Origin of the sequence: Mesorhizobium sp. B2-3-5 (assembly GCF_006442395.1) — a bacterium.
Taxonomy (GTDB): domain Bacteria; phylum Pseudomonadota; class Alphaproteobacteria; order Rhizobiales; family Rhizobiaceae; genus Mesorhizobium.
The window spans coordinates 191,503-215,219 of record NZ_VFVX01000008.1 but is presented as its reverse complement, the minus strand read 5'-3'; the positions used below and the strand labels follow the sequence as shown (position 1 = coordinate 215,219).

Sequence of the window (23,717 nt, the reverse complement as noted above, 5' to 3'; positions counted from 1 at the left end):
TCCGCTCTTCTCAGTTACGGGCGGGAGCAGCGACCGCCGGCAAGAAACAGCGTCACTCTACCCCAACGGACCTGTTTTCGGCGATGGCCCGGCCACGACACGCTCTGGCCTCGAGCAACGCGCTCCCGTCCGGATTTTCTTCATCCGAGCCGGCCCGGCGAATCCAACGCCGGCTCCGAGCCGGCAATGGCTCAAGCCACTGATTCCCGGGGCAAACCCGGACCGGGCCGCAACCATCCGAAGCCGCCGCCTTTCCCCGCGCCGGCGACGCGTTACCCGGTTGACACGAAACTGTCATGCGACTGTAATAATCGAAGGCTATTGGCCTCAGCGGGCGCCGGCAAAAGGGCGCCGAGAGACCATCTTCCGAACAGGAGCAGGCCACATGAGACATTTCATCCGCTCGGCGGCCGTTGCGATTGCAATGGCTGCGGCGTCCACCTTCACCATGTCCGCAGCGTTTGCGGCTGATATCTCCGGCGCTGGCGCCACTTTCCCCTACCCGATCTACGCGAAGTGGGCCGACGCCTACAAGAAAGAGACCGGCATCGGCCTCAACTACCAGTCGATCGGTTCCGGCGGCGGCGTCAAGCAGATCAAGGCCAAGACCGTTACCTTCGGCGCTTCCGACGCGCCGCTGAAGGGTGAAGACCTCAACTCCACCGGTCTCGCCCAGTTCCCGATGGTGATGGGTGGCATCGTGCCCGTCGTCAATCTCAAAGGCATCAAGCCGGGCGAACTCGTTCTCGACGGCACGACGCTGGCCGATATCTTCCTCGGCAAGATCACCAACTGGAACGACGAGGCGATCAAGAAGCTCAACCCCAAGGCCAAGCTGCCAGACCAGGCGATTGCCGTCGTCCACCGTTCGGACGGCTCGGGCACCACGTTCAACTTCAGCTACTATCTCGCCGACGTGAACGCCGACTGGAAGTCCAAGGTTGGCGTCAACAGCGCGCTCGAGTGGCCGGTGGGTATCGGCGCCAAGGGCAATGAAGGCGTTGCCAACAACGTGTCGCAGACCGGCGGCGCCATCGGCTATGTCGAATACGCATATGCCAAGCAGAACAAACTGACCTACACCGACATGATCAACAAGGACGGCAAGAAGATCGAGCCGACCGCGAAGGCGTTCTCGGCCGCGGCGGCCAATGCCGACTGGAACTCACAGCCGGGTTATGGCGTCATTCTCGCCAACCAGCCGGGCGCCGAATCCTGGCCGATGACGTCCGCGACCTGGATCCTGCTGTACAAGAAGCCCGATGACGCCGCGGCGACCAGCGAAGCCCTCAAGTTCTTTGCCTGGTCCTATGCGAAGGGCGACAAGATGGCGGGTGAACTGGACTACGTTCCGATGCCGGACAAGGTCGTCAAGAGCGTCGAGGAAATGTGGAGCAAGGACATCGTCGGCAGCGACGGCAAGTCGCTCTACGCCGCCAAGTAACTCTCTTTGTCGGAGGGAGGACGCCTTGGCGTCCTCCCATTTCTTTCGAATACGAGGGGCTAGATGACCACCGTTTCAGAAGCCACGCCGTTATCGAGCGCCATGCGGTCCAGGGATGCGACAGTGCGGCGCTTCGCCTTCACGGACACGGTGTTTCGGGAGGCGACGCGCTCTTCCGCCGTTCTCGTCCTGCTCATCCTCAGCGGCGTCGCCGTCTCGTTGTTTGCCGGCTCATGGGAAGCCCTGTCCAAGTTCGGCTTTTCCTTTCTGACGACCGAGGCATGGAACCCGGTCACCGAGAATTTCGGCGCCCTGTCGCCGATCTACGGCACCATCGTCACGTCAGCCATCGCAATTCTGATCGCCGTTCCCATCGGCATCGGCATCGCCGTCTTTCTCACCGAACTTTGCCCGCGGCCGCTGCGGCGCCCGATCGGCATCGCCGTCGAGCTTCTGGCCGGCATCCCTTCGATCATCTACGGCATCTGGGGCCTGTTCGTGTTCGCACCGTTCCTGCAGACGACGGTACAGCCTTTCATCATCGACATCTTTCACAACGTGCCCGGGCTCTCCAGCCTGTTCGCCGGCCCGCCATACGGCATCGGCCTGCTGACGTCGTCGCTCATCCTGGCCATCATGGTGCTGCCGTTCATCACCTCGATCACCAAGGACGTGTTCGACACAGTGCCGGCGGTGCTGAAGGAATCGGCCTACGGCATCGGCTGCACGACCTGGGAAGTCACGCGGCGCGTGGTCATTCCCTACACCCGTGTCGGCATTATGGGCGGCGTCATGCTCGGCCTCGGCCGTGCGCTCGGCGAAACCATGGCGGTGACCTTCGTCATCGGCAACGCGCATCGTATCAGCGCCTCGCTGTTCGCGCCGGCGACGACGATCTCCGCGACGATCGCCAACGAATTCACCGAAGCCGACGGCCAACTCTACACCTCTTCACTGGTGGCGCTCGGCCTGATCCTCTTCGTCATCACCTTCATTATCCTTGCCATCGCACGCTATATGCTGATGCGCATCGACGCCCGCACGGGAGCCTGACCGATGTCGACGTCCCTGGCACTCCACAACAGACGCAAGAGAAGGAACGGCGTGATGATGGCGCTCTGCGTCGTCGCCGCCGGCATCGGCCTTGCCTGGCTGGCGCTGATCCTCGGCGCCCTGGTCTACAAAGGCCTGTCCGGCGTTTCGCTGGCGGTCTTCACTGAGATGACGCCACCGCCCGGCGATGCCGGCGGCCTGCTGAACGCCATCTATGGCAGCATCGTGATGACCGTCATCGGCGTCATCGTCGGCACGCCGATCGGTGTGCTGGCCGGTACTTACATGGCCGAATACGGACGCTTCTCGAAGCTGACCACGGTGGTGCGTTTCATCAACGACATCCTGCTGTCGGCGCCGTCGATCGTTATCGGCCTGTTCGTCTATGAGTTGCTGGTGCGGCCGATGGGGCACTTCTCCGCCATCGCCGGCGCCGTCGCGCTGGCCATCCTCGTCATCCCGGTCGTGGTGCGCACCACAGAGGACATGCTCAACCTGGTGCCGAACGCCTTGCGCGAGGCAGGCGCCGCGATCGGCGCACCGCGCTGGGTGGTCATCCGCTCTGTCGCCTATCGTGCGGCACTCTCCGGCATCGTCACCGGCATATTGCTGGCCATCGCCCGCATTTCCGGCGAGACGGCGCCGCTGCTCTTCACCGCGCTCAACAACCAGTTCTGGTCAAGCAATCTCAACGCGCCGATGGCCAGCCTGCCTGTCACCATCTTCCAGTTCGCTCTCAGCCCCTACGAGGAATGGCAGCAACTGGCCTGGACCGGCGCACTCATAATCACCTTAACGGTTCTCGGGCTGAGCATCTTCGCCCGCAGCCTTACCGGACGCAGAGAGGACAGATGAAACCGATGTTGTCCACCGATTTGAACGTGGCCGAGGCTGCCGTGGAAAAGGCCAAGATCGAGGTCAAGAACCTCAATTTCTACTATGGCCAGTCGAAGGCGCTGAAGGACATCAGCCTGTCGCTGCCCGAGCGCAGTGTCACCGCCTTCATCGGCCCTTCGGGCTGCGGGAAGTCGACGCTGCTGCGCGTCTTCAACCGCATCTACGAGCTCTACCCGAAGCAGAGCGCCGAGGGTCAGGTGCTGCTTGACGGTCGGAACATTCTCGACCGCTCGCAGGACCTCAACCTGCTGCGCACCAAGATCGGCATGGTGTTCCAGAAGCCGACGCCGTTTCCGATGTCGATCTATGAAAACATCGCGTTCGGCGTCAGGCTCTATGAGAAGATCAGCAAGGCCGAGATGGACGGCCGTGTCGAGCAGGCGCTGAAGCGCGCGGCTCTGTGGACCGAGGTCAAGGACAAGCTCAACGCCAGCGGCCTCAGCCTTTCGGGCGGCCAGCAGCAGCGTCTTTGCATCGCCCGCACCGTGGCGGTGAAGCCGGAGGTCATCCTGCTCGACGAGCCGGCCTCGGCGCTAGACCCGCTGTCGACCGCCAAGATCGAGGAGCTGATCGACGAGCTGCAGGCCGACTACACGATCGTCATCGTCACCCACAACATGCAGCAGGCGGCGCGCGTGTCGCGCCAGACGGCTTTCATGTATCTGGGCGAGCTGGTCGAGTTCGACCGTACCGAGAAGATCTTCACATCGCCCCGCGAGAAGCGCACGCAGGACTATATCACCGGCCGCTTCGGCTGATCTCACGCATACGAGGACCAGGATCATGGCCGAACACACAGTCGCTTCTTTCGACGAGGATCTCGGACAGATCAGCAGGCTGATCAGCGACATGGGCGATCTCGCCAGCTCGATGGTCGGCGGCGCCACCAAGGCGCTGCTGAACTCCGACAACGCGCTGGCACAGCGCGTTGTCTCCGACGACGTCATCATGGACGCGCGCCAGCGCGAACTCGACGATCGCGCCATCACGCTGATCGCCAAGCGCCAGCCGATGGCCGACGATCTGCGGCATGTCGTCGGGTCGATCCGCATGGCCGGCGACCTCGAACGCATTGGCGATCTTGCCAAGAACATCGCCAAGCGCGTCGGTACGGTCGGCCTGTCCACCACGCCGCGCGACCTGTCGCATTCGATAGACGCCATGGCGCAGCTGGTGCTGATCCAGGTGCAGGGCGTGATCGAGGAGTATGCGGCGCACGATGCCGAGGCCCTTGCCAAGCTGCGCGCCGACGACGAACGCATCGACGTCAAATACACCTCCGTGTTCCGCGAACTTCTCACCTACATGATGGAGGATCCGCGCAACATCACCGCTTGCACGCATCTGTTGTTCTGCGCCAAGAATCTCGAGCGGATCGGCGATCATGTGACCAACATCGCCGAGAATGCCTACTACGTGCTGACCGGTACGCAGCTGCCAGCGAATCGTCCAAAGCAGGACGAAACGGCGATGTCGGCGCCGGCGGCTTGATCGTCAGAGCGGTTCACCGTTTCACGGAAAACCGCTCTTGTTTCCATGCAATTCCGGACGGAAACCGCTTCACACTTTTCCTGGAATTGCTTTAGAGGTGACCAGTCGATGATCGCGCCACGCATCATGGTGGTGGAGGATGAGGAGCCGCTCGGCGTGCTCCTCCGCTACAATCTGGAATCGGAAGGCTATCAGGTCGAGGTGGTCCCGCGCGGCGATGAGGCGGAGATCCGCCTGCAGGAGAATGTCCCCGACCTGCTGGTGCTCGACTGGATGGTGCCGGCGGTGTCCGGCATCGAACTCTGTCGCCGGCTAAGGATGCGGCCCGAGACCGAGCGGCTGCCGATCATCATGCTGACGGCGCGCGGCGAGGAAAGCGACCGCGTGCGCGGCCTTTCGACCGGCGCCGACGATTATCTGGTCAAGCCGTTCTCGACACCGGAATTCATGGCCAGGGTCAAGGCGCTGCTGCGCCGCGCCAAGCCGGAAGTGTTGTCCAGTGTGCTCAAGGTCGGCGACATCGTGCTCGACCGCGAATCACATCGCGTCTACCGCAAGAAGAGCGAAATCCGGCTCGGGCCGACCGAATTCCGCCTGCTCGAATTCATGATGCGTCATCCCGGCCGGGTGTTTTCGCGCAGCCAGCTGCTCGACAATGTCTGGGGAGAGACGATCTATATCGACGAGCGCACGGTGGATGTGCATGTCGGCCGGTTGCGCAAGGCGGTCAACAACGGCCGCATGCCCGACGTCATCCGCACCATTCGTGGTGCAGGGTATGCGATCCGCGAGGATTGAGCGCGACGTTATTCAGGCCACGTTCTCCCCGGAGCCGGCTTTCGCCTGCATGCCCGGCGCGAAAATCTCCTGGTCGACGAAAGTCAGCGCCCGCATGGCGCAGCCCTCGCGGATCAGCGGCAACTCGTTAGGCTCGGTGTCGAAGGAAATCGATTTCGAGTGCTGGCCGCCGGCGGTCTGGGCGATGGCCTCGCGCAAGGCCGGCTCGATCAGGTCGAAGGCGGCGGCGCTGACGCCGACCATGGCGACGGGGGCGGGATCGATCAGCGCGAACAGGCTGCCGAGGCCGTAGCCCAGCGCCTCGCCGGCCCTGCGGTAGGCCTCGCGCTCGGGCCCGTCCGTTTGCCGCGCCGTCGCCGCCAGCGCCCGCATCTGCGCGTCGCTGACATCGGCCACCGGCTCGGTGTCCTCGCTGAGCTGCCTGGCGTTGCGCCAGATGGCGTAATTGCCGGCATAGGCTTCGACGCAGCCGCGCCGCCCGCAGCGGCAGAGCGCGCCGCCTGGCCGATGGATCATGTGGCCGAATTCGCCGCCCGAGGAGTGGGTGCCGGTGAAGAGCTCGCCCTTCAGCACCAGGCCCATGCCGATGCCGTGCGAAAGGAGAATGGCGATGAAGTCGTCGCGGTAGCGCTCGGGATCGCGCCAGCGCAGCGCCACCGCCATCATGTTGCAGTCATTCTCCACGGTGGCGGGGATGCCGAACTCGGCTTCGAGTATGTCGGCGAAGGCGATGTCGGTCTGCGGCGTGATGGGCGACCACAGCATTGCCCGGGCATCGGTGTCGGTGATGCCCTGGATGGCCAGCGCGACGCGGGCGACGCTGCGCACGTCGATGTCGGGATCCTCCAGGCGCCGCCGCACGATGGCGACGCATTCGCCGATCAGTGCATCGCGCGACATGGTCAGCGTGTCCAGCCGGCGCTGTTCCTCTGATATGACCTGGCCGGCATAGTCGATAACGGCGACGGACAGGAAATTCAGCGACAGCACAGCGGTCATCACCGTTGCGGCTTCCGCATTGAGGCCAAGGCCGACCTGCGGCCTGCCGCGTTTGAGCGCGCCGGCCTCGCTCGGCTTGCCTTCGGCCAGGATACCTTCGCCGATCAGATCGGAGGAAATCGCCGATATGGTGGAGTGGCTGAGGCCGGTGGTCGCGGCGATTTCGGTGCGCGAGGACTGGCCGGCCCGGCGCACCGCGGCAATCACCATCGCGCGGTTGCGCCGGCGCAGGTCGTCGTGGCGGATTCCGACCGACATGTTTTTCCCATATCCTCCCGGTCGCCGCGGTTCTTCCTGACCTCGAACACTGTCGGCAACACGATTAAATACTGGCAGAAGCGGCCGATGCTGTCATTTATTTATTGCGGGGCTCGAAAAAAGGTTCCCGGGCCCTCGAAATCCATCAGAATCATTGTTGACAGCTTTCCGGCGATGCATCACTATTTTTTTTGAGGCTCGAAAAAATAGAGCCTTTGTGCCGGCCTTCGGGCCAGTTTGGTCGCGCCATACGCGGCGCAGGGAGGATAATCATGAAGAGATTCGCAGTCGCCATCCTGGCGGGTGTCGCCATGTCACTGACGCTCGCGTCGGTCGCGCAGGCGAAGGGCAAGGTCATCGGCGTTTCTTGGTCCAACTTCCAGGAAGAGCGCTGGAAGACCGACGAGGCCGCCATGAAGAAGGCGATCGAGGCCGCCGGCGACAAATACATCTCCGCCGACGCGCAGTCCAATCCCGGCAAGCAGCTCACCGACGTCGAGAGCCTGATCTCGCAGGGCGCCAATTCGCTGATCATCCTGGCGCAGGACGCCTCGGCGATCGGCCCGGCCGTCCAGAAGGCGCTGGACGAAGGCATTCCGGTCGTCGGCTATGACCGCCTGATCGAGAACAAGGACGTCTTCTACCTGACCTTCGACAACAAGGAAGTCGGCCGCATGCAGGCCCGCGCGGTGTTCAAGGTCAAGCCGGAAGGCAACTATGTCTTCATCAAGGGCTCGGGCGCCGATCCGAATGCCGACTTCCTGTTCTCGGGCTCGATGGAAGTGCTCAAGCCGGCCATCGACAGCGGCAAGATCAAGAATGTCGGCGAGGCCTATACGGACGGCTGGCTGCCCGCCAACGCCCAGAAGAACATGGAGCAGTTCCTGACCGCCAACGACAACAAGGTCGATGCCGTGGTCGCCGCCAATGACGGCACCGCCGGCGGTGTCGTCGCGGCGCTGACCGCGCAAGGCCTTGCCGGCACAGTGCCGGTGTCGGGCCAGGACGGCGACCATGCCGCGCTGAACCGCATCGCGCTCGGCACGCAGACCGTGTCGGTGTGGAAGGACGCGCGTGAGCTCGGCAGGAATGCCGCCGAGATCGCCTCGCAGCTGGCTGACGGCAAGAAGATGACCGACATCGCCGGCGTGAAGGACTTCACGACGCCTGGCGGCAACACCGTCAAGTCGCTGTTCCTGACCCCGGTCGCCATCACCAAGGACAATCTCAACGTCGTCATCGATGCCGGCTGGATCAAGAAGGACGAAGTCTGCGCGGGCGTCGCCGCCGGCACCGTCGCGGCCTGCAACTAAGCTGGCCTGTTTCTCTCAGATATAGACGCCGCGGCCCTGGAACGGTTCAGTGTTTCTTGAATCGCTGAACCGTTCCAGCCCATTGTTTCCCGCAATTCCGGATGCAAAACCGCCACGCACTTTTCCTGGAATTGCTTCAAAGCCGCGGCGTTTTCTCAAAAAGATTTGTGTTTCCGCATCAGGCGGATAGCTTCTAGGCTGGGCTCCGGCGTCCGCGCCAGACGGCGGCCAGTGGGAGGAAATCATGACCGACACGACGTCCAACCCGCCGCAGGTCGATACCGCACGCGCCTCGGAACTCGGCGCGGTTGCCCGCTTCCTGAAGGCAACCGAGATCGACACCCGCATGCTCGGCATGATTGGCGCTCTGTTGCTGATCTGGGTCGGACTGCACGTGATTTCGAGCCTGCGTCTGGGCGTCAATCCGCTCGATTTCGACAGCCGCACCTTTCTCACGCCGCGCAATCTATGGAACCTTTCAGTACAAAGCTCCGCGGTTGCCATCATGGCCTGCGGCATGGTGCTGGTCATCGTCATGCGCAACATCGACCTGTCCGTCGGCTCGGCCGAGGGCCTGATCGGCATGGTCATGGGTTTTGCCCAGGTGCATTTCCTGGTGCGGTTTGTCGGGCTTGAACTCGGCAATCCGTGGATCTGGGTGCTCGCGCTGTTCATCGGCCTGGTGCTGGGCCTGCTGATCGGCGCCTTCCAGGGCTTCATCATCGCCTATCTCGAAGTGCCGGCCTTCATCGTCACGCTTGGCGGCCTGCTGGTCTGGCGCGGCGCTGCCTGGTGGGTCACCAGCGGCCAGACCGTGGCGCCGCTCGACGCCACCTTCCAGCTGATGGGAGGCGGGCCGGCCGGATCGATCGGCGCCACCTGGAGCTGGATCGTCGGCATCGTCGCCTGCCTCGCCGTGGTGTTTGCGCTGTTCAACGGACGGGTGCAGCGCAAGCGTTTCCGCTTCCCGCTGCGCCCGATCTGGGCCGAGACGCTGCTTGGCGCCGTCACCTGCGCCGCCATCATGGGCGCGGTGTGGCTGGCCAACTCCTATCCGTGGCCGATCGGCATCGTGAACAGATACGCCGCCGCCAACAACATCACCGTGCCCGAGGGCGGCCTGTTCATCGCTCACGGCATCGCCATTCCGGTGCTGATGGCGGTTGCGGTCGGGCTGATCATGACCTTCATCACCAACCGCACCCGTTTCGGTCGCTATGTCTTTGCCATCGGCGGCAATCCGGAGGCCGCCAATCTCGCCGGCATCAACACGCGCTGGATCACCATGAAGGTGTTCATGATCATGGGCGTGCTGGCCACGATCGCCGCCGCGATCTCGTCGGCCCGGCAGAACTCGTCCACCAATGTGCTTGGAACATTGGACGAGCTGCTCGTCATCGCCGCCGCCGTCATCGGCGGCACCTCGCTTGCCGGCGGTTCGGGAACGATCATCGGCGCCATGCTCGGCGCGCTGCTGATGCAGTCGCTGCAATCGGGCATGGTGCTGCTTGGTGTCGACTCGCCGCTGCAGAGCATCGTCGTCGGCGCCGTGCTGGTCATCGCCGTCTGGCTCGACACCGTCTATCGCAAGCGGGTTTAGAGGATACGATCATGGCTGACAAAACCGCTCCCGCCGGCACGCCGCTGGTCGACATGCGCAACATCTCGATTGCCTTTGGCGGCATCCGGGCCGTCGATGACGCCTCGATCGATCTTTTCCCCGGCGAGGTCGTGGCGCTGCTCGGCCACAACGGCGCCGGCAAGTCGACGCTGATCAAGATACTCTCCGGCGCCTACAAGCGCGACGCCGGGCAGATCTTCGTCAATGGCGAGGAAGCCACGATCACCAATCCGCGCGATGCCAAGAAATACGGCATCGAGACGATCTATCAGACGCTGGCGCTGGCCGACAATGTCGACTCCGCCGCCAATTTGTTCCTCGGCCGCGAGCTGATGACCGCCTGGGGCACGCTCGACGACGTGGCGATGGAGGCCGAGGCGCGCAAGGTGATGGGGCGGCTCAATCCCCGCTTCCAGCGTTTCAAGGAGCCGGTCATCAAGCTGTCGGGCGGGCAGCGGCAGTCGGTGGCGATCGCACGCGCGATCCTGTTCAACGCCCGCATCCTGATCATGGACGAGCCGACCGCGGCGCTTGGGCCCCAGGAAACGGCACAGGTCGGCGAACTGGTCAGGCAGCTCAAGTCCGATGGCATCGGCATCTTCCTGATCAGCCATGACATCCACGATGTGTTCGAATTGGCCGACCGGGTCTGCGTGATGAAGAACGGCCAGGTCGTCGGCACCGCGCGCACCACGGATGTAACCCAGGACGAGGTGCTCGGCATGATCATCCTGGGCAAATGTCCTCCTGGCGCCATTCCCGGACCGGGTGCGCTGAAGATCGCCGCCTGAGGCCTGTCGGTCGCGCCCGGCATTGGCGGACCGGGCCCGCGTTGCCGCTCATGTGATATGCCAGTGATCGCGATGGCTTGGCCTGACCATTGTGTTGGCCCGGCGACTTGCCCATAAAGGTCCGGTATTGCCCATGGACCGCATCATCCGTTGAAGAGACTTTTTCCAATCGTTGCGTTCATCGCCGTTGCGCTGATCAGCATGACTATGGCTGGGTTCGCCTATTTCGCGACGCAGGAAGCCGCCCGCATCAAGTTCGAAGCGGCGGCCGACGATGCACTCAACCGGATCGAGAGCCGGATCGACCTGCATCTGTCGCTGCTGCGGTCGACGCAGGCCCTGTTCGACGCCCGCAACGGCGACATCTCCCAGAACGAGTTCAAGGCGTTCTTCAATGCGCTGGATATCGACCACAACTTCGCCGGCCTGCGCGGCATCGGCTTCCTCCAGCTTGTCAAGACGGGCGACGAAGCAGCGGTCGAACGCGATATCCTGCACGATTTTGGCGCCAGCCATCCGGTCTATCCGGACTCGACGCAGCCCTGGCGCGCGCCCATCACGCTTTTCGAGCCGCTGGATCCCTCCAGCCAGTCCAGCATCGGCTACGATATGTTCAGCGAACCGGTGCGGCGCGCGGCGATCGAGAAGGCAATGGCCGATGACCAGCAGCACGCGAGCGGGCTGGTGCAACTGGGCCAGGGCACGGGTGTGGCGCAGACCTTCACCGGCTTCCTGGTCTTCGTGCGGCTCAACGTCGAAACCGCGCCGGAGGTCATCAACGCATCGCGATCCTCGACCGCGGGCTTTCTTTACGCCGCCTTCCGGGCCCGCGACCTGTTCCAGATCGCGCTCAGCCGCGCGCCGCTGCTGCCGGTCAACACCGAGATCTATGACGGCGCGGTGAACGGCGACAATCTGCTGTTCCGGTCGGAGACGCCACCGGTTTCGGCCCTTGGTGACCGGCTGCTGGTCACCCGAAAGATCACGGTGGCCGGCCGTCCGTGGACCGTGCTGTTCAGGCCGACCAGCGCCTTCTCGCAGCCGTCGTCGCGCGCCATCCCGGTGATGCTGGGGCTGTTTGGCCTGCTGCTGGCGGGCGCCATCGCGCTGGTGGCCCGCTATCAGGAGCGGGCCTACGAGGCGGCATCGCGCCTGCACGAAACAACCGAAAAGAGCCTGCTCGAAAAGGACCTGATGCTGCAGGAGATGAAGCACCGCATCAAGAATTCGATTACCAGGGTGCTGGCGATCGCGCGGCAGACGGCTTCGCGGGCGACCGATGTCAACGAGTTTTCCGCATCCTTCTCGGCCAGGCTGCAGGCCATGGCTGCGTCACAGGACATGCTGACGCGCTCGCGCTGGCAGAAGGCCGATCTCGCCGACCTCCTGCGCATCGAGCTCGGCCAGGTGTTCGGCAAGGAACTGCCCGACGAGCTCCTCTCGGGGCCGGAGGTGCTGCTCGACGAGACCACGACGCAGGCGCTTGGCCTGACCTTCCATGAGCTGGCGACCAATGCGCTCAAATACGGCGAAGCCGGCAATTCCGTTGGCGCGCTCAAGGTGGACTGGCTGCTGGAGGGGCGCGGGCGGGAGCGGACGCTGGCCCTGAACTGGCGGGAGGCCGGAAAGAAGAAAGTCGAGGCGCCGGCCGAAACCGGTTTCGGCACCAAGCTGATCGACCTCAATGTCACGCGCGAACTGCGCGGCACGATCAAACGCGATTTTCAGGCCGATGGTCTGAAGGTGGAAATCAGAATTCCGCTGGTCGGCTAAATCTGCCGTTACCAGGCCAAGCAACAGATCGCCGGTCAAGAAAATCCGGAGGCACGATACCGGCCTCCGGATCTGCATTCCGTTGTCGCTGACTAGTTGCAGCGCGCCGTGTAGATGCGGCCGTGGCGATCACGGTATTGGCAGTAGCCATTGCGCAGGTTGCGCACCAAAAGGCCGGAACCGGCACCAACAGCCGCACCGACCAGTGCGCCCTTGCCGCCGCCGACCAGGCCGCCGATACCGGCGCCAATCAAGGTACCGCCAGCCACATCCTTTTCGGTGCTGGTACAGCCGCTGACCGCGACCACCGCAACCATGGCAATAATCATTTTCCGCATAGAGTCACTCCTCACTTTGTGTCCTCACTTTAGTAAACTCCAACCGCCATTTAGCATGAAACAACGGTCTTTGCTGCTCGAATTTATTGTTGGCTAAGGTAGTCTTTTTCTGGGCGCGCCGCGTTCGATGCCATGACGGGGCCGGAAATCGCCAGCGAAGCGTCGAGGCTGCCATCGGGGCGCACATTCCAGACGATCTGGTCGTAGTCGTCCTCGAGCGCGGGATCGACAGGAAGGCATTTGGCAATGATATGCTGCGCCTGCCCCTGAACGTCGCTCAGGGCGAAGGGACGTTCGGCGATGCATTCATCGGCGGTTGCAAAAACGCTCACGGGAACCTGCAGTTCACGGCACTCGGCCATCGAGTTGGTGCAACCGATGACCAGCAGCAACGCGGCGATGTGTTCCATGGGGAAATATCCTCTCGCCACAACAACGGACCGCATCGCCAGAAAGTTCCTTTTCCATCCAGGGATAGGCGAATAATGCCGGCCCGCCGGGAACAGATTTCCGCAATGGCCCCCGTCACCAGTTGGAACGGCGGCCAAGACCATATTGGAGCCGGCTCACAGCCAGGACGCCGATCGCGATCAGGTGAACTGGAACAGCGCTGTCAGGAGGATTGCCGCGACCAGCGCCAATACAACAATGCCCGGTAACCGGTTACGGGCAGCGGGAAGCGATTGCGCGGACGCCTCGGGATCCAGGAACTCGCCCATGGAAATTCGAGCGGCCTGTTCCAGTCTGTTCATGTCGGCAATCGTCAAGGGCGTCCTCCCGCACCGAGCTGTAAATGCTACTGCGGAAATGTCCAAAAAGGCCGCAGGTTCCGCTGGTATCCGAGAAAAACAGCATTCACTCTTATGGTGAATAGCCGGTTAAGAATCGCTGCTTGTCGTGGCCCGCTCATTGCGTATCGAAGTTGCTGTGCGGAACGACAAGGCGGTATTCAAGATGGCCATCGGCGATGTCGAGGCTCGCGGTTCCACTCAGGGATGCCGGCACCACCCGTTCCAGCGCGACGCTGCCGAAACGCTTTTGTTTGCCTCGGCCGCCGTTGGTGCCGATGGTTTCGGCCCATATGAGGGACAGGGTAACTTCACCGGTGGCGGCAGTGTTGAGATCGGCGGTCACCTCGACGAAACCATCCGGCCGGGACAGGGCACCGTAGCTGACCGAATTGACCGCGAGTTCATGCATCGCCAGGCCGATATGCAGCGCGGCGTTTGGATTGAGGTAGGGATTGGCGCCCCGGAAGCGAAGGCTATGCGGTGTGTTCGTCTCGTAGCGGCCGACCTGGCTCGCCACCAACTCATGGAGCGCCGCGCCGCGCCAGTTGGAGGATGTCACCAGATCCTGGGAAGAAGCGAGTGACTGCAGCCGGCCGCGAAAGCGCGTCAGGAAGTCGCTGATGCCATCGGAATAGCGACCGGTCTGGGTCGCGATGCTCTGGATGATCGCCAGGAGGTTCTTCGAGCGGTGGCTGACTTCGCGCAGAAGCGTTGTCAGCGTCTGTTCGCGCCGTTTCTGCTCGGTCGTCTCGACCATGGTGGTGACGACACCTTGCACGTCGCCGTCGTCGCCCCGGTCGGCATCAACCCAAACCTGAAACCAGCGCACCCCGTTCTCGACCGGCATACTGATTTCAAGGTGCTGAGGATCGCCAGTCACGACCACATCGCGCTTGGCGGCGCTGATGCGGTCGGCCTGCGCCAACGGCAGGATGCCATTGCCATCGGTATTGTCCGAAACCCAGGGCGCACGCATGTTGCGGGCCCAGACGGTCTTCATCTCGCGATCCTGATAAAGAACCGAGATTCCGGCATTGTAGAGGGCGTGGAGCAGAGCCCGGCCAAGCTGCATGCCGCTTTCAGCCGGATGCAGGGCGATGACCTCGTCGGTCCGTGCGCCTTCCGTTTTATCTGGAGTCCTGGAGCGCATCGGTCAATCTGTCCACCCAACTCACGCTGAACGGCTCACTGTCAAATGGGTTCCCAATGAAATTTCTTGGAAAGCCAGCCTTCAAAAGCGGTCCGCCGGACGGTGTCCCTTTGAAGGATACCGCCCGGCGGTGGCTGGAAACCGTTTGAGGGGTGCGGCTTCCAGTGTTCGCTTGGATGCGTTCACGCCCGTCTGAACAGGCCGGCAAGAAGCGAAATGACCAGGAAGGCGAGAAAGATGAAGAACAGAATCTGCGCGATCCCAGCAGATGTACCGGCGATGCCGCCAAAACCAAGCGCGCCGGCGATGATTGCTACGACGAGAAATACGAGCGCCCAGTAAAGCATGGTTCTTCTCCTTCCGAATGATGCTGACAAAACGTGGGTGGTTGCGGTTTGTTCCACCCTTTGCCGAAAAAGACGACGCATGCAATGGTTCGGATCAATTCCACGATAAGGACCGCAAAGGGCCGCCCGACGCATCGCATCGGGCGGCCCCGAAGTCATACTGTCCGATCAGATCCGCGAAAGCCCTGAGCCTATGCGGCGGCCTTCGCCTGACGGTCGAAGAACAGCGCCTGGCTGATCAGCGCCTTGACCATGTCGGGATTGAACGGCTTGGTCACCAGGAAGGCCGGTTCCGGGCGCTCGCCGGTCAGGAGGCGCTCCGGAAAGGCGGTTATGAAGATAACCGGCACGGAGGTCGACGACAGGATTTCGTTGACCGCCTCGATGCCTGAACTGCCGTCGGCGAGCTGGATGTCGGCCAGTACCATCTTCGGCCGCGTCTTGCCGAACATCGTCACCGCTTCGGCGTGGGTACGCGCCGTGCCGACGACACGATGGCCGAGGCTCTCGACCATCTCTTCTATGTCCATGGCGATCAGCGGCTCGTCCTCGATGATCAGCACGTCGGTTGCCACCTGGCGGGAAATCTCATTGCTTGCCTGGGCAAGCAAGTCGGAGAACTCCTGTTCGCCGACGTCGAGTATCTCGGCGGCCTCGTCCTCGCTGAAGCCTTCGACGGCAACCAGCAGGAAGGCCTGGCGGGGAAGCGGCGCGATCGCATTGAGATTGGCGGCCGCGCGCTGTTCCCACGCCGATTGTGCCTGCTCCTGCGGCACGCGGATGGCGACCGAGGTGAAGAGCTTGGCGAAAACCTTGTACAAGGCGATGCGGTCGCTCGATGCCTCCGGGAAGATGTCGATATCGGCAATGATGGCCTCGAGCATCGCGGCGACCAGCGCGTCGCCGCTCTCTTGCGATCCCGAGACGGCACGCGAGAAGCGGCGCAGGAATGGCAGATGCGGAGCGATGGTGGCGGATAAGCTCATGATGGACGTCTCCCTCACATGACGTGTTTGACTGAATCGCAGGCCAAGCTGCTTGCAAGCCCCACAGGTACAACGCGGCCTTTCCGAAAAAGTTCCGCGTGATATGGAACGAATGGGCGGCAACGGCGTTGAGATCCGGGATGGGCAACCAGACGAGGGGCCGCTTGCCTTGTGTTGAGTTGAATATGGGCGGCTTCGGTGCTGGAATATAAGGGCAAAATGAAAAATATGACGAAAGATATTTTGGCTGGCGCCGCGGGCAGGCGCCGGAACGGGGTCGGCGATCCATTGGGGCCGAATTCCGAAATCGGGCGCAAACTCAAACAATATTATGACGAGCTGGTGTCCGACGATGTGCCGGATCGCTTTGCCCGGTTGCTCAGCCAACTGGAGCAGACCGAACCCGCGCAGAAAAAGGACTGAGGGCATGGCAGCGGTCTCCCAAGGCTTCAAGACCGATCTGCTTGGGGCAATACCAAGCTTGCGGGCGTTTGCCGTGTCGCTGACGCAAAATGCCGACAAGGCCGACGACCTCGTTCAGGAAACGCTGGTCAAAGCCTGGGACAAGCATGAGAGCTTCCAGCCCGGCACCAATCTCAAAGCCTGGCTTTTCACGATCCTGCGCAATGAATTCTATTCGCAAATGCGCAAGCGTGGCCGCGAGGTGCAGGACAGCGACGGCATCATGACGGCCAGGCTCGCGGTGCATCCGGCCCAGCACGGCCAACTCGACCTCAAGGATTTTCGGGGCGCTCTCGAGCAGCTTCCGGAGGACCAGCGTGAGGCCATCATCCTCATCGGTGCATCGGGCTTCTCCTATGAGGAGGCCGCCGAAATCTGCGGCTGCGCGGTCGGAACGATCAAGAGCCGCGTCAGCAGAGCCCGCACACGGCTGCAGGAAATCCTGAAAATCTCCGGCGAAGACGAATATGGCCCCGATGCGATCTCAACTCAGGTCACCGGGACGGCTGCGCATTGAAGCGCGATCCGGACGCGGCCGCATCGGTCTCAACCAGGGGAGCCTCGTCCGTAAGCCTGGGCCACCGCTTCGACGAGATCTTGGCCTGAATAGGGTTTGGAGACCAGCCTCACTCCCGGAAAGGATGCCTGGATCTCGTGTGCATCCGAATAGCCGGAGGCAAACACGAACGGGACGCCTGTTTCCCGCAAGCCGGCGGCGAATTCGAGCGTCGAGGCGCCACCCAGCATCAGATCGACGATGGCCGCGTCGAATTGCAGTGCGATCTTTCGGCCATCGACCTCGGTCAGGTTGCGGGCAACCACCACTTCATTGGCACCATGGTCGCGGCAAAGCTGCTCCACATCCATGGCAATGAGGAATTCATCCTCCAGGACAAGAATTCGCAATCCGTCAAGCAAGTGAGGCACAGGCAATCGCTCCATGAAACATCGTGAGTCATGATCGCTATTTGGCGCGTTGTCATTTAAAAAAGACATGCCGCCAGCGGCGGGATCGATCCCTGGCAAGCGATTGAAACCCGACCTGCCGGCTGGCAGGCTTTCGAAGAGGGGTCGAAATGCCAGGCCAGAATGCGCATTCTTTTTCAAGCCAATATCCCTGCGAGAATTGCCCATTACGGCCCCTGCCGGTCTTCCGGGAGTTCGAAAAACAGGAGCTGGCCTTCATAAGCCGGTTCAAGAAGGGGGAGCTCGCGGTCGACAAGGGGGCCACGGTCCTCGTGGAAGGAAGCCATAGCGCCCATCTCTACACCGTGCTGTCGGGATGGGCATTCCGCTACAAGCTGTTGCCGGATGGTCGCCGACAGATCCTCAACTATCTCATGCCCGGCGATCTCATTGGCCTGCAAGGCAGCGTCATGGGAGAAATGCAGCATTCCGTCGAGGCCCTGTCGCCAATGCTGCTATGCGTCTTCGAACGCGACAACCTGCATGAGCTCTACCGCAACCATCCGGGTCTCGCCTACGACATCACGTGGATCGCGTCGCGCGAAGAACGGATGCTGGACGAGAACCTGCTCAGTGTCGGCCGACGCAGTGCGATCGAGCGCGCCGCCTATCTTATCGCCTTCATAGGCAGCCGCGCCAAAGTTGTCGGACTGAGCGGCAAGCAGTCCATCCGAATACCGATCACGCAGCAGCACATCGCCGACACCCTTGGCCTGTCGCTGGTTCACACCAACAACACGATCCGCAGATTGATGGACCGCAAGCTGATCGTCTGGCGCGACGGCGGCTGCGAGGTCGTCGACAATGAAGCGCTCAAGCAACTCGCTGGCTGGGAAGGGCTGGGCGAGGGCCGCCGCCCACTGATCTGATGCGGCTAATCCCGGCATATGGATGCGCGCCGGCAGGTTTTCGGCTAGTTTGTCCCGACGTCGGAACCTTGAGACGAACGGCGCGTTTGAAATCGAGCAATCACAAGGAGTTAAGCAATGGCAACCGCCGCAGGGAAGACCGCCAACGAGGCGCGGGCGAATTCGGATCTCGAAGCCGACATCAGGCAGCTTAAGGCCGATATCAACAAGCTCACCAAGCAGTTGGCCAAGACCGGCGAAGATGGCTACGGCACAGCGCGCCGTGCGGCGGCGGAAGGTGTCGAGCAGTTGCGCGCTCAGGGTGAAGCGGCCTTCGACAGCCTGCGCGGCAACGCAAGGGATATCGAGGCCCAAATCGTTGCAAGCGTTCGGGAAAAGCCCGTGACGTCCCTGGCGATCGCCGCCGGCGTCGGCTTCCTCTTCGCGCTGCTCGCGCGCCGCTAGTTCCCCCGCAGATGGGACTGCTGGCATCCCTGCTTTCGGGTTTCGCCTCCGGTGAAACCATGGCCGCCATACGCCGCGCGCGTACGGCGGCCATCGTCTATGCGCTTGCCGCGCTGGCGGCGCTCTGCGGTCTCGGCTTTCTGGTCGGGGCAGCCTATATCTGGGTCGCCGCCCGCTATGGATCGCAGGTGACGGCACTTGGCTTCGGCATCGGCTTCCTGGTGATCGCCGGGCTCGTGCTTCTGAGCCATCGCTTGATGGCCGGTGCCCGCGCCCGCCGCGAGGCAAGGCGGCGTAAAGCCGATATGAAGGCGATCGGGATCTCCGCCGCACTCGCGGTGCTGCCGGCATTGATTAAGGGAAAAGGCGGCCTCGGCGTCATTCTGGGTCCGGCCGCGGCACTTGTGGCCTATGCCATCTACCGCGAGAACGTGAAGCCCGACGATCCGGAGGCCGGGGGGCGGAAATGACGCCGCCGCTCTGGTCCGCGATCATGGCCAGTCAGTCACTTGGACAGATCTTCCAGCGGCATCGATATTTCGGCGAATACGCCTTCGGGCCGGAATTCATGGGTCACTTCGCTTGAATTGACCTTGGCCAGGCTGCGGCGGATGAGGATCGAACCAAAGCCGTGGCGCTCGGGCGGGGCAACCCGCGGGCCGCCGCTCTCGCGCCAGGTCAGCACCAGGCGCCGGGCGCCCTTCTTGCCCTGTGTCTTCCAGTCGAGATCGACCTTGCCGGATGCAACCGACAGAGATCCATATTGCAGCGCGTTGCTGGCCAATTCGTGCAGAATAAGGCCAAGGCCGACGGCCTGATCGGGCGACAGCAGCAGATCGGCGCCGGAGATGGTGATGCGCGGCCGATCGGCCGTGTCGAACGGCCTGATCTCGATCTGGACGAGTTCGCGGATGCCGATACCGCGCCACTCGCGGTCGGACAAGAGATTGTGGGCGATGCCCAGGGCCTGAAGCCGGGCGCCGAAAGCCTCGAGGAACTCGCTCGGCTGACGGGCATGACGCACGGTCTGGCTCGCCAACGCCTGGACGGTCGCCAGCGTGTTCTTGACGCGGTGGTTGAGCTCGCGCAGCAAAAGCCTCTGCCGTTCGTCGCCGAGCTTGCGCTCGGAGATGTCGTAGTTGACGCCGAAGATCAGTGTCGGCTTGCCGTCGCCATCGCGCTCGATGACGCGGCCGCGTGTCGCCACCCAGCGCGGCGGATGAAAACCTTTCACGCGATATTCGCCGAAATAGTCGTCGCTGCCGGTCAAGGCATCGCGAAAGCGGGTTTCGGTCTGGTAGACGTCGCGCGGGTCGATGGCGGCGAGGATGTCGCGTGCTCGCAGGCGGGTCGAGCGCGGCAGGTTGAACAGTTCCGACAGCCGGACATCGCATTCGATCATGTCGCTGCGGATATCCCATGCCCAGCTGGCGAGCGAGGCCGCATCGAGCGCGATGGCGCGCCGTTTTTCCTCCCGCGCAAGTGCCGCCTCGGCGATAGCACCGCTGCGGGTCGCATCCTTCAAGGTGAACAGGCTGCCGGCAAGGCCGGCGAGAGTCCTCAACTGGTCGAGCCTGGCCCGGGATGGATAGGCGTGCGGCTTGCGGTCGAAAACGCACAGCGTGCCGATGCTGGCGCCTGCGACGATGATCGGAGCGCCGGCATAGAAGCGCACATGGTGCTTGCCGGTGACCAGCGGGTTGGCTTTGAACCGTGGATCCGTCGTTGCGTCCGCCACCACCATGGGTTCGTCGCCAGCGGCGATGGTGTGGGCGCAAAAGGAGATGTCGGTCGCGGTCCCGGTCTCGTCCAGGCCGAAGCAGGACTTGAACCATTGCCGTTCGAGATCGACGAGTGTGACCAGCGCGACCGGCACGTGCATCACGGCCGCGGCAAGGCTGGTGATCCGGTCGAAATCCGGATCGGCCGCGGTATCCAGCATCTCCAGCCCATGCAGCACGGCCAGCCGGTCTTCGTCCCTCACCGCGCGCGCAACCTTGGCCGGCAGACCCGGCGCTGTTTCGGTCCTGCTATTCACCCAAGTCCCCAATGTCCCGGCCTTCGCCGTCTTACCCGCCAGGCCCGGCGTTTCCGGAACCATCCTAGCAAGGAACCGTTACCCGACCATGATTTGCCGGATGCACCCCGGTAGTGCAAAACGAGACAAGGACCGACCATGACCAAGATCATTCCCGAAAACAAAGCGCGTCAAGGGCGATGGGGCTGGCACGGTTTGCGTATTCTGATCGCTGCGCTGCTTCTGGCCTTCGCGGCCTGGGGCATTGCCGAAATCTATGGCGAGGTGGCCAAGACCCCGGCGACAGAGCAAGGAAGCGCGCCAAGCGGCTAGATTTTCGGCCGCCATCGTTCGAGATCGCATCAGGCGGCCTTTGCCTCGGCAATGCTGGCCGGCACCAGGACGTTGAGCGCGCCAGGCTGGATTTCAATGATCGTCTCACGATCGAGCCTGACCAGTTCGCCATCCATGACGGCACGGAACTTCCTGCTGCCGGAATGAATTTTCAGAACCGTCCGATCGGATTGATGGATTTCGACATGCTCGTTGTCGCGCCATTTGCCGCGCGCCATGTTGAAGAAGAACTTGACGAGCTCGGCGCGTTGCTGCGCCACCGTGACATAGATGCCGAGCACGCCGCCCGCCGGATTGTCCGCATAAGGCAGGTGGCCTTCGCCGAACAGGTTGTTGGTGACGCCGATGCCTGATATGCGCGCCGTCATCTCGGCCTCGCCGATACTGAGCGTGACGTTCATGGCCGGCGGATTCTTGATCGTCGCCCAGGCCGCCTTGGCCGAAGCGCCGATCTTTCCCAGGCGCGAACCGAATTCCATCCTCTCGCGCAGCTGCACCATCCTTGCATGCATGCCTATGGAGAACTGATGGATGAAGGGCCGGCCGTTGGCCGTAGCCATGTCGACCGCGATGATTTCGCCGTCGGCGAAGGACTTCAGCGCGGCATCGAGCGACTGCGGAATGCCCAGACCACGCGCGAACAGGTTCATGGTGCCGGCGGGCAATATGGCAAGCGCTTTTTTCTTGCCCATCAACCTGGCCGCCGCGGCTGAAATGGTTCCGTCACCGCCACCAGCCAGCACGACATCGACGGTGCGGCGCGAAGCGGCATAGTCGAGAGTTTCCGCTACGTCCTTGCCGGCGACCACATCTATGCTGAGAGTGTGGCCTGCCGTTTCAAGCGTCTGACGCACCCTGTCGGAAAAAGCGGCGAGGTCGATGGTGCGCAAGGTGCCGCCGTCCCGGTTCAGCACCGCAGCAAATTTCATGCCCCGCTCCGTAAGCTCAACCAAAAGCCGACCGGGACGCGCCCAGCCAAGGCAAAAAACGCGGCGAAACGGGAAAGGTTCCCGGCAGCGCCGGGGACCTGCGGCCACATTTGGTGGCTGTCATCCACGAGCGTCGTGTTGGTCACGAATGCCAAGGCGTCTTTTGGAACAACAGCATGGTCACGACGTTGTGAACCTGTAGAAGACGCCGCGCCCGGGCCTCCCCAGCGACGGTTCAATCCGGACGCGGTGTGCACGAAATCATGCACGAGGAGACCATCATGATCCGCACCCTTTTTGCCACCACCGCCCTCGCGACATTGGTCGCGACCGGCGCTTTCGCGCAGAGCGCGACAACTCCCGCACCCGCCGCACCCGCCGCTGAGCAACCGGCAGCAACTCCGGTGCCGCGCGCCGAAGGCAGCATCGTCACCAACATCATTGGCGCATCCGTCTACAACGGCACTGGCGACAACGCCGAGAATATCGGCAAGGTCAGCGATGTCGTCTTCGACAAGGACGGCATGGCGAAGTCCGTCGTCATCGGCGTCGGCGGCTTTCTGGGCGTCGGCACGAAGAATGTCGCCTTCGACTATGACAAGCTGCAGTGGGCCGAGAAGAACGGCGACCGCTGGCTGGTCGCACAGACAAGCAAGGACGAACTGAAAGCGCACCCGGAATTCGACAGCAAGGCCTATGCCCCGGCCCCTGCTTCGACGGATGCGGCAGCGCCCGCGACAACCGCGCAAAATTCCGCCGGCACGAATGCCGCGCCTGCCGAACCGGTGAAGCACGCCGACGGCAACCTAGCGACCAATATCATCGACAAGGCCGTCTATAACGGCACCGGCGATGACGCGCAGAAAATCGGCAGCGTCAATGACATCGTGCTGTCCAAGGAAGGCAAGGCCCAATCCCTGGTCATCGGCGTAGGCGGGTTCCTTGGGCTCGGTGCAAAGAACGTAACCTACGATTTCAACAAGGCGCAGTGGGCGGAAAAGAACGGCGAGCGCTGGCTGGTGGCGCAGACCACCAAGGAAGAGCTGCAGGCACAGCCGGATTTCAACCGCAAGGCCTATGATCCGGCACCGGCGACGACCGCTTCCAACGCACCGGCGACAACTGCGCCGGCTACCATTACGGCTCCTGCCGCCGCTCCGGCGAACAAGACAGCCGAGGCTCAGCCGGCACCCGACCAGACCCAGACGGCTGCCATCGACAAATCGACGCTGACCGCGATGCCGGTCGGCGAGATCAGGGCCGACGACCTGAAAGGCACCACCGTCTACGGCGCCAACGACGCCAAGGTCGGAACAATCGGGGATGTCGTGCTCACGCCAGACAAGAAACCCGATGCGGTGATCGTCGATGTCGGCGGTTTCCTTGGCATCGGTGCGAAGGAAGTGGCGGTCGGCATGGACAATTTGAAATTCATGACCGACAAGAACGGCAAGAAATACCTCTACACCACTTTCACCAAGGAGCAGCTTCAGGCGCAGACTGCGTACGACAAGGGCAGCTATGCGCAGAAGCGCGACCAGCAACGGATGATTGTGAAGTAAGGGAATAGGCAGTAGGCAGTAGTAGTAGGGCAGTAGGGCAGTAGGTGGAGAAAGTCTGGCGCGC

At 62.7% G+C, this 23,717-nt stretch carries 28 protein-coding genes; 17 read left to right on the top strand and 11 right to left on the bottom strand.

The annotated features are described in order from the left end of the window. The first annotated feature begins 385 nt into the window (after nt 1-385). From pstS to phoB, 6 genes are all read left to right on the top strand, one after another. The gene (pstS, locus tag FJ958_RS12770; RefSeq protein ID WP_140608876.1) at nt 386-1,444 is read left to right on the top strand and encodes a phosphate ABC transporter substrate-binding protein PstS; all 1,059 of its coding nucleotides are present in this window, start codon (nt 386-388) and stop codon (nt 1,442-1,444) included. 63 nt (nt 1,445-1,507) lie between these two features. After that, nucleotides 1,508-2,497, top strand: coding sequence for a phosphate ABC transporter permease subunit PstC (gene pstC / locus FJ958_RS12765; RefSeq protein ID WP_140743030.1), 990 nt, complete (start codon nt 1,508-1,510; stop codon nt 2,495-2,497). Nucleotides 2,498-2,500: 3 nt separating this feature from the next. Beyond that, nucleotides 2,501-3,352, top strand: a complete 852-nt coding sequence (gene pstA / locus FJ958_RS12760) for a phosphate ABC transporter permease PstA (protein WP_140608872.1) — start codon at nt 2,501-2,503, stop codon at nt 3,350-3,352. Next, the gene (gene pstB, locus FJ958_RS12755) at nt 3,349-4,152 is read left to right on the top strand and encodes a phosphate ABC transporter ATP-binding protein PstB (protein ID WP_140743028.1); all 804 of its coding nucleotides are present in this window, start codon (nt 3,349-3,351) and stop codon (nt 4,150-4,152) included. The genes pstA and pstB overlap by 4 nt, the downstream gene beginning before the upstream one ends. 25 nt (nt 4,153-4,177) lie before the next feature. After that, the gene (phoU, locus tag FJ958_RS12750; RefSeq protein WP_140608868.1) at nt 4,178-4,885 is read left to right on the top strand and encodes a phosphate signaling complex protein PhoU; all 708 of its coding nucleotides are present in this window, start codon (nt 4,178-4,180) and stop codon (nt 4,883-4,885) included. A gap of 108 nt (nt 4,886-4,993) precedes the next feature. Beyond that, nucleotides 4,994-5,683, top strand: a complete 690-nt coding sequence (gene phoB / locus FJ958_RS12745; RefSeq protein ID WP_032917568.1) for a phosphate regulon transcriptional regulator PhoB — start codon at nt 4,994-4,996, stop codon at nt 5,681-5,683. Nucleotides 5,684-5,695: 12 nt separating this feature from the next. On the opposite strand, the gene FJ958_RS12740 is transcribed toward phoB, so the two are convergent. After that, nucleotides 5,696-6,940: an ROK family protein gene (locus tag FJ958_RS12740; protein ID WP_140743026.1), complete on the bottom strand. Its 1,245-nt coding sequence runs from the start codon at nt 6,938-6,940 to the stop codon at nt 5,696-5,698. Nucleotides 6,941-7,212: 272 nt separating this feature from the next. Here FJ958_RS12740 and xylF point away from each other — a divergent pair, with 272 nt between their 5' ends. After that, nucleotides 7,213-8,253, top strand: coding sequence for a D-xylose ABC transporter substrate-binding protein (gene xylF, locus FJ958_RS12735; protein WP_140743024.1), 1,041 nt, complete (start codon nt 7,213-7,215; stop codon nt 8,251-8,253). Between the two features lie 15 nt (nt 8,254-8,268). On the opposite strand, the gene FJ958_RS12730 is transcribed toward xylF, so the two are convergent. After that, nucleotides 8,269-8,508 (bottom strand): hypothetical protein, encoded by a 240-nt coding sequence (locus FJ958_RS12730; protein WP_140743022.1) that lies wholly within the window; start codon nt 8,506-8,508, stop codon nt 8,269-8,271. On the opposite strand from FJ958_RS12730, the gene FJ958_RS12725 reads away from it, so the two are divergent. From FJ958_RS12725 to FJ958_RS12715, 3 genes are all read left to right on the top strand, one after another. After that, nucleotides 8,498-9,853, top strand: a complete 1,356-nt coding sequence (locus FJ958_RS12725) for a sugar ABC transporter permease (RefSeq protein ID WP_140743020.1) — start codon at nt 8,498-8,500, stop codon at nt 9,851-9,853. The genes FJ958_RS12730 and FJ958_RS12725 overlap by 11 nt on opposite strands. An 11-nt stretch (nt 9,854-9,864) precedes the next feature. Then, nucleotides 9,865-10,665, top strand: a complete 801-nt coding sequence (locus tag FJ958_RS12720) for an ATP-binding cassette domain-containing protein (RefSeq protein WP_140743018.1) — start codon at nt 9,865-9,867, stop codon at nt 10,663-10,665. A gap of 150 nt (nt 10,666-10,815) precedes the next feature. Then, nucleotides 10,816-12,438: a CHASE domain-containing protein gene (locus FJ958_RS12715; RefSeq protein WP_140743016.1), complete on the top strand. Its 1,623-nt coding sequence runs from the start codon at nt 10,816-10,818 to the stop codon at nt 12,436-12,438. 92 nt (nt 12,439-12,530) lie between these two features. On the opposite strand, the gene FJ958_RS12710 is transcribed toward FJ958_RS12715, so the two are convergent. From FJ958_RS12710 to FJ958_RS12690, 6 genes are all read right to left on the bottom strand, one after another. After that, a complete protein-coding gene (locus FJ958_RS12710; RefSeq protein WP_140608856.1) occupies nt 12,531-12,776 on the bottom strand; it encodes a YMGG-like glycine zipper-containing protein in 246 nt (81 codons plus the stop codon). Nucleotides 12,777-12,859: 83 nt separating this feature from the next. Then, nucleotides 12,860-13,186 carry a hypothetical protein gene (locus FJ958_RS12705; protein WP_140743014.1) on the bottom strand — a complete coding sequence of 109 codons (327 nt, stop codon included), beginning with the start codon at nt 13,184-13,186 and terminating at the stop codon, nt 12,860-12,862. Between the two features lie 180 nt (nt 13,187-13,366). Next, nucleotides 13,367-13,543 carry a hypothetical protein gene (locus FJ958_RS31580; RefSeq protein ID WP_181176380.1) on the bottom strand — a complete coding sequence of 59 codons (177 nt, stop codon included), beginning with the start codon at nt 13,541-13,543 and terminating at the stop codon, nt 13,367-13,369. A 139-nt stretch (nt 13,544-13,682) separates the two neighbouring features. Then, nucleotides 13,683-14,717 (bottom strand): PAS domain-containing sensor histidine kinase, encoded by a 1,035-nt coding sequence (locus FJ958_RS12700; RefSeq protein ID WP_140743012.1) that lies wholly within the window; start codon nt 14,715-14,717, stop codon nt 13,683-13,685. A 182-nt stretch (nt 14,718-14,899) separates the two neighbouring features. Beyond that, nucleotides 14,900-15,064 carry a DUF1328 domain-containing protein gene (locus FJ958_RS12695; RefSeq protein ID WP_010911886.1) on the bottom strand — a complete coding sequence of 55 codons (165 nt, stop codon included), beginning with the start codon at nt 15,062-15,064 and terminating at the stop codon, nt 14,900-14,902. 191 nt (nt 15,065-15,255) lie between these two features. Then, a complete protein-coding gene (locus tag FJ958_RS12690) occupies nt 15,256-16,050 on the bottom strand; it encodes a response regulator (protein ID WP_140743010.1) in 795 nt (264 codons plus the stop codon). Between the two features lie 219 nt (nt 16,051-16,269). On the opposite strand from FJ958_RS12690, the gene FJ958_RS12685 reads away from it, so the two are divergent. Together FJ958_RS12685 and FJ958_RS12680 are read left to right on the top strand one after the other, a co-directional pair. After that, on the top strand, nt 16,270-16,473 hold the full coding sequence (locus FJ958_RS12685) for a NepR family anti-sigma factor (RefSeq protein WP_140608848.1): 204 nt from the start codon (nt 16,270-16,272) through the stop codon (nt 16,471-16,473). Nucleotides 16,474-16,477: 4 nt separating this feature from the next. Continuing rightward, nucleotides 16,478-17,029, top strand: coding sequence for a sigma-70 family RNA polymerase sigma factor (locus tag FJ958_RS12680; RefSeq protein ID WP_013892668.1), 552 nt, complete (start codon nt 16,478-16,480; stop codon nt 17,027-17,029). Nucleotides 17,030-17,058: 29 nt separating this feature from the next. Here the strand turns inward: FJ958_RS12680 and FJ958_RS32540 are convergent, their stop codons facing one another. Then, nucleotides 17,059-17,619 (bottom strand): response regulator, encoded by a 561-nt coding sequence (locus FJ958_RS32540; protein WP_348642202.1) that lies wholly within the window; start codon nt 17,617-17,619, stop codon nt 17,059-17,061. Between FJ958_RS32540 and FJ958_RS12670 the strand changes: the two genes are divergently transcribed. From FJ958_RS12670 to FJ958_RS12660, 3 genes are all read left to right on the top strand, one after another. Continuing rightward, a complete protein-coding gene (locus FJ958_RS12670) occupies nt 17,589-18,347 on the top strand; it encodes a Crp/Fnr family transcriptional regulator (RefSeq protein ID WP_140743008.1) in 759 nt (252 codons plus the stop codon). The genes FJ958_RS32540 and FJ958_RS12670 overlap by 31 nt on opposite strands. A 117-nt stretch (nt 18,348-18,464) precedes the next feature. After that, on the top strand, nt 18,465-18,791 hold the full coding sequence (locus FJ958_RS12665) for a DUF883 family protein (protein WP_140608845.1): 327 nt from the start codon (nt 18,465-18,467) through the stop codon (nt 18,789-18,791). A gap of 11 nt (nt 18,792-18,802) precedes the next feature. Continuing rightward, nucleotides 18,803-19,261 carry a hypothetical protein gene (locus FJ958_RS12660; protein WP_140743007.1) on the top strand — a complete coding sequence of 153 codons (459 nt, stop codon included), beginning with the start codon at nt 18,803-18,805 and terminating at the stop codon, nt 19,259-19,261. A gap of 35 nt (nt 19,262-19,296) precedes the next feature. Here the strand turns inward: FJ958_RS12660 and FJ958_RS12655 are convergent, their stop codons facing one another. Further along, nucleotides 19,297-20,829 carry an HWE histidine kinase domain-containing protein gene (locus FJ958_RS12655; protein WP_140743005.1) on the bottom strand — a complete coding sequence of 511 codons (1,533 nt, stop codon included), beginning with the start codon at nt 20,827-20,829 and terminating at the stop codon, nt 19,297-19,299. Between the two features lie 138 nt (nt 20,830-20,967). On the opposite strand from FJ958_RS12655, the gene FJ958_RS12650 reads away from it, so the two are divergent. Next, the gene (locus FJ958_RS12650) at nt 20,968-21,141 is read left to right on the top strand and encodes a hypothetical protein (RefSeq protein ID WP_140608839.1); all 174 of its coding nucleotides are present in this window, start codon (nt 20,968-20,970) and stop codon (nt 21,139-21,141) included. A gap of 29 nt (nt 21,142-21,170) precedes the next feature. Here the strand turns inward: FJ958_RS12650 and FJ958_RS12645 are convergent, their stop codons facing one another. Next, complete coding sequence (locus tag FJ958_RS12645) at nt 21,171-22,091, bottom strand: diacylglycerol kinase family protein (RefSeq protein ID WP_140743003.1); 921 nt, start codon at nt 22,089-22,091, stop codon at nt 21,171-21,173. Nucleotides 22,092-22,372: 281 nt separating this feature from the next. On the opposite strand from FJ958_RS12645, the gene FJ958_RS12640 reads away from it, so the two are divergent. Continuing rightward, entirely contained in the window at nt 22,373-23,653 is a 1,281-nt protein-coding gene (locus FJ958_RS12640; protein ID WP_140743001.1) for a PRC-barrel domain-containing protein, read from the top strand. Nucleotides 23,654-23,717 lie beyond the last annotated feature (64 nt).